The following is a 17,621-nucleotide window of genomic DNA, read 5'->3' as shown; positions in this document are numbered from 1 at the left end:
GGGGCCGGCCGTTCTCGGGCGGGGCTCAGCACTCGATGATGTTCACCGCGAGACCGCCGCGCGCGGTCTCCTTGTACTTCACGCTCATGTCGGCGCCGGTCTCCTTCATGGTCTTGATGACCTTGTCGAGGGAGACCAGGTGGCTGCCGTCGCCGCGCATCGACATCTTCGCCGCCGTGACGGCCTTGACCGCCGCCATGCCGTTGCGCTCGATGCACGGGATCTGGACCAGGCCGCCGACCGGGTCGCAGGTCAGGCCCAGGTTGTGCTCCATGCCGATCTCGGCCGCGTTCTCCACCTGCTCCGGGGAGCCGCCGAGGACCTCGGCGAGGGCGCCCGCCGCCATCGAGCAGGCCGAGCCGACCTCGCCCTGGCAGCCGACCTCGGCGCCGGAGATCGAGGCGTTCTCCTTGAACAGCATGCCGACCGCGCCGGCCGCGAGCAGGAAGCGGACGATGCCGTCCTCGTCGGCGCCCGGGACGAAGTTCATGTAGTAGTGCAGGACGGCGGGGATGATGCCGGCCGCGCCGTTGGTCGGGGCGGTGACCACCCGGCCGCCCGCCGCGTTCTCCTCGTTCACGGCCATCGCGTAGAGGGTGATCCACTCCATCGCGTGCGCGGCCGGGTCGCCCTCGGAGCGCAGCTTGCGGGCGGAGGTCGCGGCGCGGCGGCGGACCTTCAGGCCGCCGGGCAGGATGCCCTCGCGGGACATGCCGCGCGAGACGCAGGCCTGCATGACCCGCCAGATCTCCAGCAGACCCGCGCGGATCTCCTCCTCGGTGCGCCAGGCCTTCTCGTTCTCCAGCATCAGCGAGGAGATCGACAGGCCGGTCTCCCTGGCCAGGCGGAGCAGCTCGTCGCCGGTGCGGAAGGGGTACTTCAGGACGGTGTCGTCCAGGATGATCGGGTTCTCGCCGGCCACCGCGTCCTCGTCGACGACGAAGCCGCCGCCGACCGAGTAGTACGTCTTCTCCAGGACGAGCCCGCCCTCCGCGTCGTACGCGAAGACCGTCATGCCGTTGGCGTGGTACGGGAGCGCCTTGCGGCGGTGCAGGATCAGGTCGTCGTCGAAGGAGAACGGGATCTCGTGGGCACCGAGCAGGTTGATCCTCCCGCTCGCCTTGATCCGCTCGAACTCGTCGTCGGCGCTCTCCACGTCGACCGTGCGGGGAGAGTTGCCCTCCAGGCCGAGCAGGACGGCCTTGGGGGTGCCGTGGCCGTGGCCGGTGGCGCCCAGCGAGCCGTACAGCTCGGCCCGTATCTTCGCCGTCCGGGCGAGCAGGCCCTCGTTCTTCAGGCGGCGGGCGAACATCCGGGCCGCCCTCATGGGGCCCACCGTGTGGGAGCTCGAAGGACCGATGCCGATCGAGAACAGGTCGAAGACCGAGATGGCCACGGAAGGACTCCTTGTGGGGGCTAGACGCCGTTGTCTGCCGGGGTGGAGCAGAGAAGCGCGAAGGGGCTGAGCATGGGCCGGGGCACCGCGCTCACTGTCCAGTGTGCGGGGTGCCCCGGAGATTCCGTACGAACAAAAGGGTACGAAATTACTTCAGGCCGGGGTACAGCGGGTGCTTGTCCGCGAGGGCGGTCACCCGGGCCTTGAGGGCGGCGGCCTTGTCGGCGTCGAAGCCCGGCTTGAGGGTCTCGGCGATGACGTCGGCGACCTCGGCGAAGTCCTCGGCCTGGAAGCCGCGGGTCGCGAGGGCCGGCGTGCCGATGCGCAGACCGGAGGTGACCATCGGCGGGCGCGGGTCGTTCGGAACGGCGTTCCGGTTGACCGTGATGCCGACCTCGTGGAGACGGTCCTCGGCCTGCTGGCCGTCGAGCTCGGAGTTGCGCAGGTCCACCAGGACCAGGTGCACGTCCGTGCCGCCGGACAGGACGGAGACGCCGTGGGCGGTGACGTCGTCCTGGACCAGGCGCTCGGCCAGCGCGCGGGCGCCGTCGAGGGTGCGCTGCTGGCGCTCCTTGAACTCCTCCGAGGCCGCGACCTTGAAGGAGACGGCCTTGGCCGCGATCACGTGCTCCAGCGGGCCGCCCTGGAAACCGGGGAAGACCGAGGAGTTCAGCTTCTTCGCGAACTCCTTCTTCGCCAGGATGATGCCGCCGCGCGGGCCGCCGAGCGTCTTGTGCGTGGTGGAGGTCACCACGTCCGCGTACTCGACCGGGTTCGGGTGCAGACCGGCGGCGACCAGGCCCGCGAAGTGGGCCATGTCGACCCACAGGTAGGCCTCGACCTCGTCGGCGATCCGGCGGAACTCGGCGAAGTCCAGCTGGCGCGGGTAGGCGGACCAGCCCGCGATGATCACCTTGGGGCGGTGCTCCTTGGCGAGGCGCTCGACCTCGGCCATGTCGACCAGACCGGCGTCGTCCACGTGGTACGCGACCACGTTGAACTGCTTGCCGGAGAAGTTCAGGCGCATGCCGTGGGTGAGGTGGCCGCCGTGCGCCAGGTCGAGACCCAGGATCGTGTCGCCGGGCTGGGCGATCGCGAAGAGGGCGGCCTGGTTCGCGGAGGCGCCGGAGTGCGGCTGGACGTTGGCGTACTCGGCGCCGAACAGGTCCTTGATCCGGTCGATCGCGATCTGCTCGGCCACGTCGACGTGCTCGCAGCCGCCGTAGTAGCGGCGGCCCGGGTAGCCCTCGGCGTACTTGTTGGTGAGGACGGAGCCCTGGGCCTCCATGACCGCGACCGGAGCGAAGTTCTCCGAGGCGATCATCTCGAGGGTGGACTGCTGACGAAGGAGCTCGGCGTCGACGGCGGCGGCGACGTCGGGGTCCAGCTCGTGGAGGGGAGTGTTCAGAAGCGACATGAATCGATCCCTAGGGGGTCTCGGGCCCGGTCTCAGTTCCCGGAGAACTCGGTGTACGCGGCGGCGTCGAGCAGGTCGTCCGGCTCGCCGGTGACGCGCACCTTGAACAGCCAGCCACCCGCGAACGGAGCCGTGTTCACCAGGGACGGGTCGTCCACGACGTCCTGGTTGGCCGCGACGACCTCGCCCGTGACGGGGGAGTAGAGGTCGCTGACCGACTTCGTCGACTCCAGCTCGCCGCAGGTCTCGCCCGCGGTGACGGTGTCGCCGACGGCGGGGAGCTGGGCGTAGACGACGTCACCGAGCGCGTTGGCCGCGAACTCCGTGATGCCGACCGTCGCGACGCCGTCCTCGGCGGCCGACAGCCACTCGTGCTCCTTGGTGTAGCGCAGCTCGTTGGGGTTGCTCATGACCTGATTCTCCTGGATCGGGGGAGTACTGATGAACGTGGGTCTTGCGGGGTGAGACGAGGAGTGAGACGAGTCCGTCACTTCTGGCGCTTGTAGAACGGCAGCGCCACGACCTCGTACGGCTCGTGGGTGCCGCGGATGTCCACACCTACACCCTGGGTGCCGGGCTCGGCGTGCGCCGCGTCCACGTACGCCATGGCGATCGGCTTTCCGAGGGTCGGGGACGGGGCGCCGGAGGTGACCTCGCCGATGACCACGCCGTCCTTGACGACGGAGAAGCCGGCGCGCGGGACGCGGCGGCCCTCGGCGACCAGGCCGACGAGCTTGCGCGGCGGGGCGGTCTCGGCGCGCTCGGCGGCCTTCTCCAGCGCCTCGCGGCCGACGAAGCGGCCCTCGTTGGTGGTCTTCTCGAACTTCACGACCCGTCCCAGGCCCGCGTCGAACGGGGTGAGGGCGGTGGTCAGCTCGTGGCCGTACAGCGGCATGCCCGCCTCCAGGCGGAGCGTGTCGCGGCAGGACAGGCCGCAGGGGATCAGGCCGACGCCCTCGCCCGCCTCGGTCAGCGCCTTCCAGACGCCCTCGGCGTGCTCGGGCTTCAGGAACAGCTCGAAGCCGTCCTCGCCGGTGTAGCCGGTGCGGGCGATCAGCGCGGGGACGCCGGCGACCGTGCCGGGCAGGCCGGCGTAGTACTTGAGGCCGTCCAGGTCGGCGTCGGTGAGCGACTTCAGGATGCCGGGGGACTCCGGGCCCTGGACGGCGATCAGGGCGTACGCGTCGCGGTCGTCGCGGACCTCGGCGTCGAAGCCGGCCGCGCGCTCGGTCAGCGCGTCGAGGACGACCTGGGCGTTGGAGGCGTTGGCGACGACCATGTACTCGGTCTCGCCGAGGCGGTAGACGATCAGGTCGTCGAGGATGCCGCCGTCCTCCCGGCAGATCATCGTGTAGCGGGCGCGGCCGTTGCCCACGGTCGAGATGTTGCCGACGAGGGCGTGGTCCAGGAGGTCGACGGCCTGCGGGCCGGTGACCGTGATCTCGCCCATGTGGGAGAGGTCGAAGAGGCCCGCCTTGGTGCGGACGGCGTTGTGCTCGTCGCGCTCGCTGCCGTACCGCAGCGGCATGTCCCAGCCGGCGAAGTCGGTCATGGTCGCGCCCAGCGAACGATGCAGGGCATCGAGGGCGGTCAGACGGGGGGCAGTGCTCATGGGGTGGCTCCCGGGTCCCAAGGGCGTGATCGGTGACGAAAACACATGACGGGCGAGGACGTCCTCCCCATCTGTCATGGAACCTGAGAGGTTCACCGAGAGCATCTCGTCACCGAGAGGTCGGCTTGCACCTTGGGTGGGGACGCGGCGAAGCGTCCCGCTTTTCAGATCTGCCTCATCCACGCGGTACGGGGCCTGAGAGATTCAAGGGAGGGTCTTGCTCCTTCGGCGCCCGGACGCGCTCGGCGGTCCGGAACTCTCCCGCGCGGATTCGAGCGGCCGGTATGCGGTTGTACGGCGACTGTGCGCGCCTGGCGCGCACATCATTGCACGCGGTGTCGGCGGGGCAAATCGCTTGTGTCGCATTACCGATTCTTTACACTTCGTGGGCAAGGGTCTCCTGAGGTCTCCTGAGACCCGGCCAGGGGGAGTAGCGATGAGGATCCAGGACACCGGCGCGTACGCGACGGGTACCGGCATACCGTCCCAGCGGGCCCGTGCCCGGAGCCGCCGCCGCGGCCGCCTCCTGCGGGACCTGCGCGAGCGCGGCGGCCGCGGCCCCCGCGCCCTCACCTTCGCCGCGGGCGACCTCGTCGTCGTCTCCGGGCTGCCCGGCAGCGGCAAGTCCACCCTGCTGAAGCGCGCCGCCGAAGGGGGCGGCATCGACTCCCAGGACGCCCGCGAGCGCTGGGAGGCCCGCATGCCGCGCCTCCTGCCGTACGCCGTCTACCGCCCCCTCGTCCGGATCGCGCACTACGCCGGACTGCGCCGCGCCCTGCGCTCCGGCGCGAGCGTGATCGTCCACGACTGCGGCACCCAGTCCTGGGTGCGGGCCTGGCTCGCCCGCGAGGCCAGGCGCCGCGGCCGCGCCCTGCACCTGGTCCTCCTCGACGTCACCCCGGACACCGCGCGGGCCGGCCAGGACGCCCGGGGCCGGGGCGTCTCCGCGTACGCCTTCGGGCGCCACCGGCGGTCCGTCGGCCGGCTCCTGCGGGCCGCCGAGTCCGGCACCGTGCCGCACGGCTGCGCCTCGGTCACCCTCCTCGACCGGGACGCCGCCGACTCCCTGCGCAGGATCGGCTTCCGGGAGGCGGCCTGAGGGCGCGACCGGCGTCCTCGGGGGGTGCGACCGGCGTCCCCGGGGGTGCGACCGGCGTTCCTGAGGGGTGAGACCGGCGTCCCGCCCCGTCCCGGGACGCCCGTACCCTTCCCTTTGGGCCACGGCGGCGCCGGGGCGGCATTAGGGTGCTGCCGGGTGGCCGGTGGCGGCAGGCCGTGCGAGAAGGGGAAACGCGACCGTGGACGTGACGTGGCCGGGCAACGAGCTCGAAGAGGTCCTTGCCGCCTCACTCGGCAACCCGGGGGCGGGCGGACGCCTGATCGAGGTGCTCGGCCGCAGCCCGGTCTGGGTGCCCCTGCCCAACGGCGGCGGCCCCGACAGCGCCGACCTGGACCTCGCCACCATCGAGCTCGACGGCGCGGCCTTCGTCCCCGTCTTCAGCTCCGAGCAGCAGTTCCTCGCCTGCGTCGGCACCCACATGTCCTTCACGGTCGCCCCCGCCCGTGACTTCGCCCGCGGTCTGCCCCCGCAGCTCGGCATCGCCGTGAACCCCGGCGGCACCGTCGGCGTCCCGCTGCCCCCGCCCGCCGTCGCCGAGCTCTGCCGCGTCGGCCGGACCCCGCTCGACGGCCCCGCCAGCGGCGGCCGCGTCCGGCTCTTCGAGCCCGACTGGCAGGACGACCCGGTCGACTTCCTCGCCGCCGCCTCCGCCGAGTTCGAGGCCACCGGGGTCGTCACCACCGCCCGCCGCGCCCTCGCCAGCGTCGAGGGCACCGAACCGGCCCTCTTCATCGGCGTCCAGCTCGGCGGCTGGGACGGCGTCGACCGGAACGCGCCCCTGGACGCCCTCGGGCGCGCCCTCGGGCGCGTCGAGGTCGCCTGGCCCGTCAACCTCATCCTGCTCGACATGGCGCAGGACCCGGTCGGGGACTGGATGCTGGAGCGGGTGCGGCCCTTCTACCAGCGCGCCGCCGTGTAGGCGTACCCCTGTTTAAGCTGAACTGACTCGGTGGACGGAAGAGGGGCGGGACCCAGGGTGAGCGCGTCGGGCACGGCAGCGGCCGGAGGAGTCGAGCACAGACTGCGCCAGGTGGCACCCGGACGCTACGACGCGTACGAGCAGTTGCTGCACGCCCTCGCCGACGGCGAGCTCTTCATGCTGCTCTGGCAGGGCGCCCCCGGCGCGCCCGACGCCCAGTACGGGAACATGGAGGTCGACGGCTTCGGGTACGCGCCCTGCGTCACCTCCGCCCAGGAGCTCTCCGCCTCCGGCTGGAACCGCGCCCACGAGCTCGTCACCGGCCGCGAGATCGCCCGCGCCCTCTACCCCGACCGCTGGGGCGTCTGGCTCAATCCGCATGCCCCCGGCGGCGGCGTCGGCATCCCCTGGCCCGATCTGCGCCGGATCGCCACCGGTCTCGACCGGATGCCCGCCGGACCGCTGCGGGTCACCGAGCCCGCCCTGGAGATCCCGCAGTTCTACGCCCTGCTCACGCAGAACGCGCACCGCACCCCGGTCGTCCGGTCGCTGCGCCGCGGCTGGGTGCAGCCCGCGCTCGGCTCCGCGTACCTCGTCATCGGTCTCGACCTGTACGACACCTCCCCGGCGGCCGTCGACACGGTCCGCTCGATGATGCGCCAGTCGATCGGCTCCGTCCCCGACGGACTGCCCGTCTCCACGGTCGCGCTCTCCGACGCGTACGACCCGGTGGCCCTCTGGCTGCGGTCGAACGCGCGCCCCTTCTACGACCGCGAGGCGCATGCCGGACGCGGTTCCGCGTCCGTCCCGGGATACGGCTACCCGCCCCCGGCTCCGTCCGGATACTGAGACGCCCCTCGTGTCCCACTTGTCGGCAAAGGCCTCCGGAGTCCCCTCCGGAGGCCTTCGTTCACCCCAATTCCATAGGTGAAGACACCTGTTGAGCGGCATGTCCGATTGCGCACAAGAGAGCCCCGGTTGGTCCGCTCAGGTGATCGCGACGTCCGGATAACGGAAGTCGCAGCACCGCATCACGTTTGAGCAAACATTCACCTTCAGGTCTGGCGGGTGATCGCGAGCGCATTGAAGACTCCCCGGAACACCGGGCGTTCCACCTCCTTTCGAGCGGATGCCCAGCAGGTTGTTCCACCGAGCCGCTACCCGCGGCGGGCAAGGGCCGGCTATCCGCGGCCGAGAGGGGTCCTCACCACGATGACGGCACCACTGCACGAGACGAGTGCGGGCGAGGCGACCGCCACCGTCGACGGCGCGCCCGACGCTCCCGGCACTCCGGACAAGTCCGGCGCGGCCGGCAAGGCGATCGAGGGGCGCTCGCCCTGGAAGATCGCCTGGACCCGCCTCAAGCGCGACAAGCTGGCCCTCGCGGGCGCCTTCGTCGTCATCTTCCTCATCCTCGTCGCGATCTTCGCGCCGGTCATCGTGGGCCTCCTCGGCCACCCGCCGGACGAGTTCCACGAGGACCAGATCGACCCGCTGTTCGGCACGCCGATCGGGTCCTGGGGCGGCATCAACGGCGACTTCCTCCTCGGCGTCGAGCCCGTCAACGGCCGCGACGTCTTCAGCCGGATCGTCTACGGCGCCCGGATCTCGCTGCTCGTCGCCTTCCTGGCGGCGGTCTTCGCGGTCTTCCTCGGCACGATCCTCGGCATCATCGCGGGCTACTTCGGCGGCTGGATCGACGCGGCCCTCAGCCGGGTCATGGACGTCATGCTCGCCTTCCCGCAGCTGCTCTTCACGATCGCCCTGGTCTCGGTGCTGCCCAACGAGCTGCTCGGCCTGGACGGTTCGGGCGTGCGCATCGCCGCCCTCGTCCTGGTGATCGGCTTCTTCGGCTGGCCGTACGTCGGACGCATCGTCCGAGGCCAGACCCTCTCGCTGCGCAACCGCGAGTACGTCGAGGCCGCCCAGAGCCTGGGCGCCGGCCGCTTCTACATCCTGCGCCGCGAACTGCTGCCCAACCTGATCGCCCCGATCACGGTCTACGCGACCCTCATGATCCCCACCAACATCCTGACCGAAGCGGCGCTCAGCTTCCTCGGCGCGGGTGTGAAGCCTCCCACCGCTTCCTGGGGCCAGATGCTGTCGACGGCCATCACCACCTACGAGTCGGACCCCCTGTTCATGGTGATCCCCGGCCTCGCGATCTTCATCACCGTTCTGGCGTTCAACCTCTTCGGCGACGGCGTGCGTGACGCGCTCGACCCGAAGGGCTCCCGCTGACCGTTCGCCGACGACACGCAAGACCCGCCCCTGCCGATGGCGACAGGAGGCCCATCCCCACTCGGCGGACCGCCGTGACGGCCGCCACTATCCCGGAGGTTGCTGGACCCATGCTGAAGAGCTCTCAGCGCAGAATCGCCGCGGGCGCGCTGCTTGCGGCGGCCACGATGGTCGTCACCACCGCCTGTGGCGGCGGTGGCGGCAAGGACGGCGGCAAGGACAGCGCGGGTGCGCCCGGCTTCAACGCCGGTGTGAACAAGGTCGCCAACGCCTCCGACAAGAAGGGCGGCGAGCTGAAGTTCATCGGCTCGCAGGAGGCCGACAACTGGGACCCGCAGCGCGGTTACTACGGCTTCGTGTGGGACTTCGCCCGCTACTACACCCGCCAGCTGGTCACCTTCAAGGCCGCCCCGGGCACCGCCTCCACCGAGCTGGTCCCCGACCTCGCCACCGACGCCGGCAAGGTCTCGGCCGACGGCCTCACCTACACCTTCACGCTGAAGGACGGGATCACCTGGGAGGACGGCAAGCCGATCACCTCCAAGGACATCAAGTACGGCATCGAGCGCATCTGGGCCCAGGACGTCATCTCCGGCGGCCCGATCTACCTCCAGCAGGTCCTCGACCCCAAGGGCGAGTACAAGGGTCCGTACAAGGACACCACCACGGACAAGCTCGGTCTGAAGGCGATCGAGACGCCGGACGACAAGACCATCATCTTCAAGCTGCCGGTCGCCAACGGCGACTTCCTGCAGATGCTGGCCATGCCGGCCGCCTCCCCGGTCCGCCAGGACAAGGACACCAAGGCTCAGTACGGCCTGAAGCCCTTCTCCTCCGGCCCGTACAAGTGGCAGTCGTACACGCCGAACAAGTCCATCAAGCTCGTCCGCAACGACAAGTGGGACGCCAAGTCCGACACCGTCCGCAAGGCGCTCCCGGACAGCATCAGCGTCACGTTCACCACGAACGCCGACGACATGGACAACCGTCTGGTCGAGGGCGAGTACGACCTCGACATCAACGCGACCGGTGTCGGCGCCGCCGCCCGCCAGAAGGTGCTCCAGCAGCACAAGGGCAACGTCGACAACCCGCAGACGGGCTTCATCCGCTACGCGGTCTTCCCGCAGACGGTGATCCCCAACATCGAGTGCCGCAAGGCGATCATCTACGCCGCCGACTCGAAGTCCCTCCAGACCGCCCGTGGCGGCCCGCAGGCCGGTGGCGACATCGCCCCCAACATGCTGCCGCCGGGCATCAAGGGCGGCGACCCGACGTACGACCCGTACGGCAAGCTCGCCGGCGCCCCGGACCTGGCCAAGGCCAAGGAGGCGCTGAAGAAGTGCGGTAAGCCGAACGGCTTCAAGACCACGATCGCGGTCCGCAACAACAAGAAGATCGAGATCGCGACCGCCGAGTCCCTCCAGCAGTCGCTGAAGGCCGTCGGCATCGACGCCCAGATCGACCAGTTCGACGGCGCCCAGACCTCCGGCATCATCGGTTCGCCGAAGGTGGTCAAGGAGAAGGGCTACGGCATCATCATCATGGGCTGGGGCGCCGACTTCCCGACCGGCCAGGGCTTCCTCCAGCCGCTGGTCGACGGCCGCTTCATCCTCCAGAGCGGCAACAACAACTTCGCCGAGCTGAACGACAAGGCCATCAACGGCCTGTTCGACCAGGCGCTGAAGGAGACCGACCCGAACAAGGCCGGCGAGCTCTACAAGCAGATCAACACGAAGGTGTCGGAGGCCGCGGTCTACCTGCCCTTCACCAACGAGAAGAACATCATCTGGCGCAGCTCCCGGCTGACCAACGTCTACACGGCGGACGCCTACAACGGCCGCTACGACTACGCGTCGCTCGGCGTCGTCAAGTAATCCGACCCGCTTCACCGGCGCACCACCCGCCGCCAGGTCCGAAGGGCAGGTGATGGCCGCCCCGGCGGCCGGGGAATCCGACCGGATTCCCCGGCCGCCGACCGGCCGACCGCATGCTTGCATACATAATCCGACGGCTTTTCGCAGTCGTCGTGATGCTGCTCGTCGTCACGCTCGTGACGCTCAGCATCTTCTTCCTCATCCCCAAGATGACCGGCAGTGATCCTGCCGCGATGTTCGTCGGCAAGCAGGCGGATCCGGCTTCCATCGAGGCCATCCGGCAGAAGCTCGGCCTGGGCGATCCGATCCTGGTGCAGTTCTGGCACTTCGTCTCGGGCATCTTCGTCGGCCGGGACTACACCGGCGGCGGCGACACGATCCACTGCGCCGCGCCCTGCTTCGGCTACTCGTTCCGTACCGAGCAGGACGTGTCGACGATGCTCGCCGACGCCTTCCCGGTCACCCTGTCCATGGTCATCGGCGCCGCCGTGCTGTGGCTGGTCATGGGTGTCGCCACGGGCGTGGTCTCCGCGCTCAAGCGGGGCACGATCATCGACCGTGCCGCGATGATCACCGCGCTCGCCGGTGTCTCGCTCCCCATCTTCTTCACCGCCATGCTGGCGATGCTCGTCTTCCGCACCCAGCTCGGCTGGGTGGACGCCTCGTACGTGCCGATCACCGAGTCCTTCACCGGCTGGTTCGGCGGCCTGCTCCTCCCCTGGGTCACCCTGGCCTTCCTGTACGCGGCGATGTACGCGCGCCTCACCCGCGCCACCATGCTGGAGGTCCTCGGCGAGGACTACATCCGCACCGCGCGGGCCAAGGGCCTGCCGGAGTCGGTCGTGCTCGGCAAGCACGCCATGCGCTCCACCATGACCCCCATCCTGACCATCTTCGGCATGGACCTCGGCGCCCTCATCGGCGGCGCGATCCTGACCGAGACCGCGTTCAGCCTCCACGGACTCGGCGGCCTCGCCATCAAGGGCGTGAGCGAGCGTGACCTGCCGCTGATCCTGGCCGTCACCCTCATCACCGCCGCCTGCGTCGTCCTCGCGAACCTCGTGGTGGACCTTCTGTACGCGGTGATCGACCCCCGAGTGAGGCTCGCATGACGGACAAGCTGACGAAGACCGGCGCGGCGGTGGGAGAGCCCGTCGACACCGGGAAGTCCGCCCCCTCCGAAGCCTTCCTCGACGTACGCGACCTGAAGATCCACTTCCCGACCGACGACGGTCTGGTGAAGTCGGTCGACGGCCTCAGCTTCCAGCTGGAGAAGGGCAAGACCCTCGGCATCGTGGGCGAGTCCGGCTCCGGCAAGTCGGTCACCTCGCTCGGCATCATGGGCCTGCACACGGTCGGCCAGTACGGCCGGCAGAAGGCCAGGATCTCCGGCGAGATCTGGCTGAACGGGCGCGAGCTCCTCTCCGGCGACCCGGAAGAGGTCCGCAAGATGCGCGGCCGCGAGATGGCGATGATCTTCCAGGACCCGCTGTCCGCGATGCACCCGTACTACACGGTCGGCCACCAGATCGTGGAGGCGTACCGCGTCCACCACCCCGTGGACAAGAAGACGGCGAAGAAGCGGGCCGTCGAACTCCTCGACCGGGTCGGCATCCCCGAGCCCGCCAAGCGGTTCGACAACTACCCGCACGAGTTCTCCGGCGGCATGCGCCAGCGCGCGATGATCGCCATGGCGCTCGTCAACAACCCCGAGCTCCTCATCGCCGACGAGCCCACCACGGCGCTCGACGTGACGGTCCAGGCCCAGATCCTCGACCTGATGCGCGACCTCCAGAAGGAGTTCGGCTCCGCGGTCATCATCATCACGCACGACCTCGGCGTCGTCGCCGAGCTCGCCGACGACATCCTCGTGATGTACGGCGGGCGCTGCGTCGAGCGCGGACCGGCCGAGTCCGTCTTCTACGAGCCGCAGCACCCCTACACCTGGGGCCTGCTCGGCTCGATGCCGCGGATCGACCGCGAGCAGACCGAGCGGCTCATCCCGGTCAAGGGCAACCCGCCCAGCCTCATCAACGTCCCGAGCGGCTGCGCCTTCAACCCCCGCTGCCCGTACGCCGACGTCCCCAAGGGCGGCATCACGCGTACCCAGCGCCCCGAGCTGACCCTCGTCGGAGAGCGTCACCACTCGGCCTGCCACATGCCGCAGGAGGAGCGCACCCGCATCTGGACCGAAGAGATTGCGCCGAAGCTGTGAGCGACACGATGGAACCCCTGCTGAAGGTCACCGGCCTGCAGAAGCACTTCCCCATCCGGAAGGGCCTGCTCCAGCGTCAGACCGGCGCGGTCAAGGCGGTCGACGGGCTCGACTTCGAGGTCTACCCCGGTGAGACCCTCGGTGTCGTCGGCGAGTCCGGCTGCGGCAAGTCGACGATGGGCCGGCTCATCACCCGCCTCCTCGAACCGACCGGCGGGAAGATCGAGTTCCAGGGCACGGACATCTCGCACCTCGGCGTCTCGGGCATGCGTCCGCTGCGCCGGGACGTCCAGATGATCTTCCAGGACCCGTACGGCTCGCTGAACCCGCGCCACACGGTCGGCTCGATCGTCTCGGCCCCCTTCAAGCTCCAGGGCGTCGAGCCCGAGGGCGGCGTGAAGAAGGAGGTCCAGCGCCTGCTCAGCCTGGTCGGCCTGAACCCCGAGCACTACAACCGCTACCCGCACGAGTTCTCCGGCGGCCAGCGCCAGCGCATCGGCATCGCCCGCGCCCTGGCCCTGAAGCCGAAGCTGGTCGTCGCGGACGAGCCGGTCTCCGCCCTGGACGTCTCCATCCAGGCGCAGGTGGTGAACCTCCTGGACGACCTCCAGGAGGAGCTGGGCCTCACCTACGTGTTCATCGCGCACGACCTGTCGGTCGTCCGGCACGTCTCGGACCGCATCGCGGTGATGTACCTGGGCAAGATCGTGGAGCTCGCGGACCGCAAGTCCCTGTACGAGTCCCCGATGCACCCGTACACCCGGGCCCTGATGTCCGCGGTCCCGATCCCGGACCCGCGCCGCAAGGGCGTCAAGAGCGAGCGCATCCTGCTCCAGGGCGACGTCCCGTCCCCGATCGCCCCGCCGGCGGGCTGCCGCTTCCACACGCGCTGCTGGAAGGCCACGGACCTCTGCCGCACCCAGGAGCCCCCGCTCCTGGAGCTCCGCCCGGGCCAGCGCGTGGCCTGCCACCACCCGGAGAACGCGGAGGGCCTCACGGTCCCGGAGGCCCGCCAGTCGGTCGAGGTCACGATCACGAAGAAGCCGGAGACGCCGGAGACGCCGGAGACGCCGGAGACGCCGGAGACGCCGGAGCCGGCGGAGCCGGCCGCGAAGGCCGAGGCCGACGTGAAGGCCGAGGCCGACGTGAAGGCCGAGGTCGACGTGAAGAAGGACGACGCGTCCGGGGAGTGATCCCTGGGCGAGGCCGAGGGAGGCCCCCGCCGCCGCACGGCGACGGGGGCCTCCCCATGTCCATGTCGGGGACGGACGGAACAACCGGGACAATGGGCCCGTGCTCCACGATCTGTTCACCCCCTCCGTCCAACACGCCCTCGACCTCGTCGGCATCTTCGTCTTCGCCATCTCCGGCGCCCTCCTCGCCGTCCGCAAGAACTTCGACGTCTTCGGCATCGCCGTGCTCGCCGAGGTGACCGCCCTCGGCGGCGGTCTCTTCCGGGACCTGGTCATCGGGGCCGTGCCCCCCGCCGCCTTCAGTGATCTCGGCTACTTCCTGATGCCGCTGATCGCGACGGTCCTCGTCTTCTTCCTCCACCCGGAGGTGGAGCGCACCCAGACCGCGGTGAACGTCTTCGACGCGGCCGGTCTGGGCCTCTTCTGCGTGACGGGGACGACGAAGGCGTACGACTACGGCCTCGGCCTCACCTCCTCCGCCGCGCTCGGCCTCGCGACGGCCGTCGGCGGCGGTGTGCTGCGGGACGTGCTGGCGAACGAGGTGCCGTCGCTGCTGCGCTGGGACCGGGACCTGTACGCCGTCCCGGCGATCGTGGGCGCGACGATGGTCGTGCTGTGCATCCGGTTCGACGCGCTCAACGGGTTCACGAGCGGCGCCGCCGTCGTGACCGCCTTCACGCTCCGCCTGCTCGCGATGCGCTACCACTGGCGGGCGCCCCGCGCCTGGAACCGCCGCTCCTCCGCGCGCGAGGAACCGGAAAAAGCTACCGCTCAGTAGCAACCTGCGGTACCGTCGGAAACATGAGCACGAGCACCGAGAACGCCGTCGCCCTCACGAGTGAGTTCGACCGCGACACCGCCGTCACCCTCCGGGAGCCCGGGGTCTACGACGCCGAGCTCTCCGCCGGCTGGACCATCATCCACGCCGTCAACGGCGGCTACCTCCTCGCCCTGCTCGGCCGCGCCCTCGGCGACCACCTCCCGCACCCGGACCCGTTCACGATCTCGGCGCACTACCTGACGCCCTCCGTGCCGGGCCCGGCGGTCATCCGCACGGAGACGGTCCGCACCGGCCGCACCCTCTCCACCGGACAGGCCTCGCTCTTCCAGTACGCCGAGGACGGCACCGAGGTCGAGCGCATCCGCGTCCTCGCCTCGTACGGGGACCTCGACGCCCTCACGGACGACGTCCGCACCTCCGCGACGCCCCCGGCGATCGCCGCGATCGAGAACTGCTTCAGCGCGGCGGACGCCCCGGCCCCGAGGATCCCCGGCTCCTCGGCGATCGCGGACCGCCTCGACCTCCGCCTCGACCCCGCCTGCGTGGGCTGGGCGGTCGGCGCCCCGTCCGGCAGGGGCGAGATGCGGGCCTGGTTCGGCCTCGCCGACGGCCGCGAGCCCGACGCCCTGTCGCTCCTCCTCTCCGTGGACGCCCTCCCGCCGACCTCCTTCGAGCTGGGCCTCAAGGGCTGGACCCCCACCGTCGAGCTCACCACCCACATCCGCTGCCGCCCCGCCCCCGGCCCCCTCCGCGTCTCCATCACCACCCGCAACCTCGCCGGCGGCTTCCTGGAGGAGGACGCCGAGGTCTGGGACAGCGCCGACCGCCTGGTGGCCCAGTCCCGCCAGCTGGCCCGCGCCCCGCGCGACTGACCCGCGCCCCGCGGCCGATGCGCGGCACGGCGCCTCGCGGTCGATACGCGGCACGGCGCCTCGCGGCCGAGAACAGCCGTCGCCGTCCGGTGTGAACGGGCCGGGCGGCGGGCCGGGGTGTCCGGGCTCGTAGAATCGACGCACCATGGCTTACCTCGACCACGCCGCGACCACGCCCATGCTGCCCGAGGCGATCGAGGCGATGACCGCCCAGCTCGCCGTCACGGGCAACGCCTCCTCCCTGCACGCCGCCGGACGGCGCGCCCGGCGGACCGTCGAGGAGGGGCGGGAGACGCTCGCGGCCGCGCTCGGCGCGCGGCCGAGCGAGGTCGTCTTCACCTCCGGCGGCACGGAGGCGGACAACCTCGCCGTGAAGGGCCTGTACTGGGCCCGGCGCGACGCCGACCCCCGCCGTACCCGCGTCCTGGCCAGCCCGGTCGAACACCACGCCGTCCTCGACGCCGTCGACTGGCTGGCGACCCACGAGGGCGCGGCCGTCGAGTACCTGCCCGTCGACCACCACGGCCGCGTCCACCCGGACGCGCTGCGCGAGGCGATCGCCCGTGACCCCGAATCCGTCGCGCTGGCCACCGTCATGTGGGCGAACAACGAGATCGGCACGATCATGCCGGTCCGCGAACTCGCCGACGTCGCCGCCGAGTTCGGCGTACCGCTGCACGCCGACGCCGTCCAGGCCGTGGGGCAGGTTCCGGTCGACTTCGCCGCCTCCGGCCTCGCCGCGATGACCGTGTCCGGCCACAAGATCGGCGGCCCGTACGGCATCGGCGCCCTGCTCCTGGGCCGCGAGTACACCCCCGTGCCCGTGCTGCACGGCGGCGGCCAGGAGCGGCACGTCCGCTCCGGCACCCTCGACGTGCCGGCCGTCGCCGCCTTCGCGGTCGCCGCCCGCCTCGCCGCCGAGGGGCAGGAGGAGTTCGCCCGCGAGGTCGGAGCCCTGCGCGACGAGCTCGTCACCGCTGTCCGGGCGGTCGTCCCCGACGCGATCCTCGGCGGCGACCCGGCCGGCCGGCTCCCGGCCAACGCCCACTTCACCTTCCCCGGCTGCGAGGGCGACTCCCTGCTCCTGCTGCTCGACGCGGCCGGCATCGCCTGCTCCACCGGCTCCGCCTGCACGGCCGGCATCGCCCAGCCCAGCCACGTCCTGCTGGCCACCGGCACCGACCCGGACCTGGCCCGGGGCACCCTGCGCTTCTCCCTCGGCCACACCTCCACCAAGGAGGACGTGGCGGCGGTCGCGGAGGCGATCGGCCCGGCCGTGGAGAGGGCCAGGACCGCCGGCCTCAGCTGAGCCGCGCGCGGGCCTTCCGCACGAGCCCCATGTACCGGTCCCAGTCCCAGTGCGGACCGGGATCGGTGTGGTCCGTGCCCGGCACCTCCACGTGCCCGATGATGTGCTCCCGGTCCACGGGTATCCCGTACCGGGCGCATATGTCGGCCGTGAGCCGCGCCGAGCCCTCGTACATCGCCGTCGTGAAGTCCTGCGGCCGGTCGACGAAGCCCTCGTGCTCGATGCCGACGCTCCGCTCGTTCATGTCGCGGTTCCCGGCGTGGAAGGCGACGTCGAGCTCGCGGATCATCTGCGCCACATGGCCGTCCTTGCGGACCACGTAGTGCGCGGCGGCCCCGTGTGCCGGGTCCTTGAAGACCTTCAGGGCGCTCGCGTAGCTGCCCTGGACGACGTGGATCACGACCCGGTCGATCGGATAGTCGTCCGGCCGGTCGGCCCGCCGCCAGTTCGCCCGCGACGCCGCCGTCCACTCGGCGCCCTTGTGGTCGAGCTCGCCCTCGACCCGCTTCTTCTCCATCCCCGGCAGCCGCCACCAGAGCCGGCCCAGCTCGTCCCTCGCCAGCGCGGCCGTGCCCACCGCGGCGGCCGCGCCGCCGATCAGCACGGCCCGGCGCCCCACGCGCCGCCCGCCCGCCCCGTCCCCCGTGCCCTTCGGCTTGCTCCCCATGCCCG

The 17,621-nt window shown here is 70.9% G+C and carries 16 protein-coding genes and 1 riboswitch; of the genes, 11 read left to right on the top strand and 5 right to left on the bottom strand.

Annotation, left to right across the window (positions count from 1 at the left end; genetic code table 11):
• Positions 1 to 25: 25 nt before the first annotated feature.
• The 4 genes from ACH4TP_RS00560 to gcvT form a co-directional block, all read right to left on the bottom strand.
• Positions 26 to 1,396 carry an L-serine ammonia-lyase gene (locus tag ACH4TP_RS00560; protein ID WP_398192361.1) on the bottom strand — a complete coding sequence of 457 codons (1,371 nt, stop codon included), beginning with the start codon at positions 1,394 to 1,396 and terminating at the stop codon, positions 26 to 28.
• Positions 1,397 to 1,544: 148 nt separating this feature from the next.
• On the bottom strand, positions 1,545 to 2,813 hold the full coding sequence (gene glyA / locus ACH4TP_RS00555) for a serine hydroxymethyltransferase (RefSeq protein ID WP_389235987.1): 1,269 nt from the start codon (positions 2,811 to 2,813) through the stop codon (positions 1,545 to 1,547).
• Between the two features lie 32 nt (positions 2,814 to 2,845).
• Positions 2,846 to 3,223 (bottom strand): glycine cleavage system protein GcvH, encoded by a 378-nt coding sequence (gene gcvH, locus ACH4TP_RS00550; RefSeq protein ID WP_389235984.1) that lies wholly within the window; start codon positions 3,221 to 3,223, stop codon positions 2,846 to 2,848.
• Between the two features lie 77 nt (positions 3,224 to 3,300).
• Positions 3,301 to 4,425, bottom strand: a complete 1,125-nt coding sequence (gene gcvT / locus ACH4TP_RS00545; protein ID WP_398435031.1) for a glycine cleavage system aminomethyltransferase GcvT — start codon at positions 4,423 to 4,425, stop codon at positions 3,301 to 3,303.
• Between the two features lie 174 nt (positions 4,426 to 4,599).
• A riboswitch (glycine riboswitch) is annotated at positions 4,600 to 4,699 on the bottom strand.
• Between the two features lie 162 nt (positions 4,700 to 4,861).
• Between gcvT and ACH4TP_RS00540 the strand changes: the two genes are divergently transcribed.
• From ACH4TP_RS00540 to ACH4TP_RS00490, 11 genes are all read left to right on the top strand, one after another.
• Positions 4,862 to 5,524, top strand: a complete 663-nt coding sequence (locus ACH4TP_RS00540) for an AAA family ATPase (RefSeq protein ID WP_389235978.1) — start codon at positions 4,862 to 4,864, stop codon at positions 5,522 to 5,524.
• 199 nt (positions 5,525 to 5,723) lie between these two features.
• Complete coding sequence (locus tag ACH4TP_RS00535; protein WP_398192356.1) at positions 5,724 to 6,464, top strand: enhanced serine sensitivity protein SseB; 741 nt, start codon at positions 5,724 to 5,726, stop codon at positions 6,462 to 6,464.
• A gap of 57 nt (positions 6,465 to 6,521) precedes the next feature.
• Complete coding sequence (locus tag ACH4TP_RS00530) at positions 6,522 to 7,313, top strand: enhanced serine sensitivity protein SseB C-terminal domain-containing protein (RefSeq protein WP_389235971.1); 792 nt, start codon at positions 6,522 to 6,524, stop codon at positions 7,311 to 7,313.
• Between the two features lie 363 nt (positions 7,314 to 7,676).
• Positions 7,677 to 8,705, top strand: coding sequence for an ABC transporter permease (locus ACH4TP_RS00525; RefSeq protein ID WP_041131355.1), 1,029 nt, complete (start codon positions 7,677 to 7,679; stop codon positions 8,703 to 8,705).
• Positions 8,706 to 8,815: 110 nt separating this feature from the next.
• Positions 8,816 to 10,579: an ABC transporter substrate-binding protein gene (locus tag ACH4TP_RS00520; RefSeq protein ID WP_389235967.1), complete on the top strand. Its 1,764-nt coding sequence runs from the start codon at positions 8,816 to 8,818 to the stop codon at positions 10,577 to 10,579.
• A gap of 113 nt (positions 10,580 to 10,692) precedes the next feature.
• Entirely contained in the window at positions 10,693 to 11,691 is a 999-nt protein-coding gene (locus tag ACH4TP_RS00515) for an ABC transporter permease (RefSeq protein ID WP_041131357.1), read from the top strand.
• A complete protein-coding gene (locus ACH4TP_RS00510; protein WP_398189417.1) occupies positions 11,688 to 12,794 on the top strand; it encodes an ABC transporter ATP-binding protein in 1,107 nt (368 codons plus the stop codon). Before ACH4TP_RS00515 ends, ACH4TP_RS00510 begins: the two co-directional genes overlap by 4 nt.
• Positions 12,795 to 12,802: 8 nt before the next feature.
• Positions 12,803 to 13,987, top strand: coding sequence for an ABC transporter ATP-binding protein (locus tag ACH4TP_RS00505; protein ID WP_398435760.1), 1,185 nt, complete (start codon positions 12,803 to 12,805; stop codon positions 13,985 to 13,987).
• A gap of 100 nt (positions 13,988 to 14,087) precedes the next feature.
• Positions 14,088 to 14,765, top strand: coding sequence for a trimeric intracellular cation channel family protein (locus ACH4TP_RS00500; RefSeq protein WP_398189420.1), 678 nt, complete (start codon positions 14,088 to 14,090; stop codon positions 14,763 to 14,765).
• Between the two features lie 23 nt (positions 14,766 to 14,788).
• Entirely contained in the window at positions 14,789 to 15,640 is an 852-nt protein-coding gene (locus ACH4TP_RS00495; RefSeq protein ID WP_398189423.1) for a thioesterase family protein, read from the top strand.
• A 145-nt stretch (positions 15,641 to 15,785) separates the two neighbouring features.
• Complete coding sequence (locus ACH4TP_RS00490) at positions 15,786 to 16,949, top strand: cysteine desulfurase family protein (RefSeq protein ID WP_398435027.1); 1,164 nt, start codon at positions 15,786 to 15,788, stop codon at positions 16,947 to 16,949.
• On the opposite strand, the gene ACH4TP_RS00485 is transcribed toward ACH4TP_RS00490, so the two are convergent.
• The gene (locus ACH4TP_RS00485; RefSeq protein ID WP_398189429.1) at positions 16,942 to 17,616 is read right to left on the bottom strand and encodes an N-acetylmuramoyl-L-alanine amidase; all 675 of its coding nucleotides are present in this window, start codon (positions 17,614 to 17,616) and stop codon (positions 16,942 to 16,944) included. The genes ACH4TP_RS00490 and ACH4TP_RS00485 overlap by 8 nt on opposite strands.
• Between the last annotated feature and the right edge of the window lie 5 nt (positions 17,617 to 17,621).

This window comes from Streptomyces sp. NPDC021012 (assembly GCF_044333355.1).
In the GTDB taxonomy this organism is placed as follows: domain Bacteria; phylum Actinomycetota; class Actinomycetes; order Streptomycetales; family Streptomycetaceae; genus Streptomyces.
This window is presented reverse-complemented; position numbering and strand designations above follow the sequence as displayed.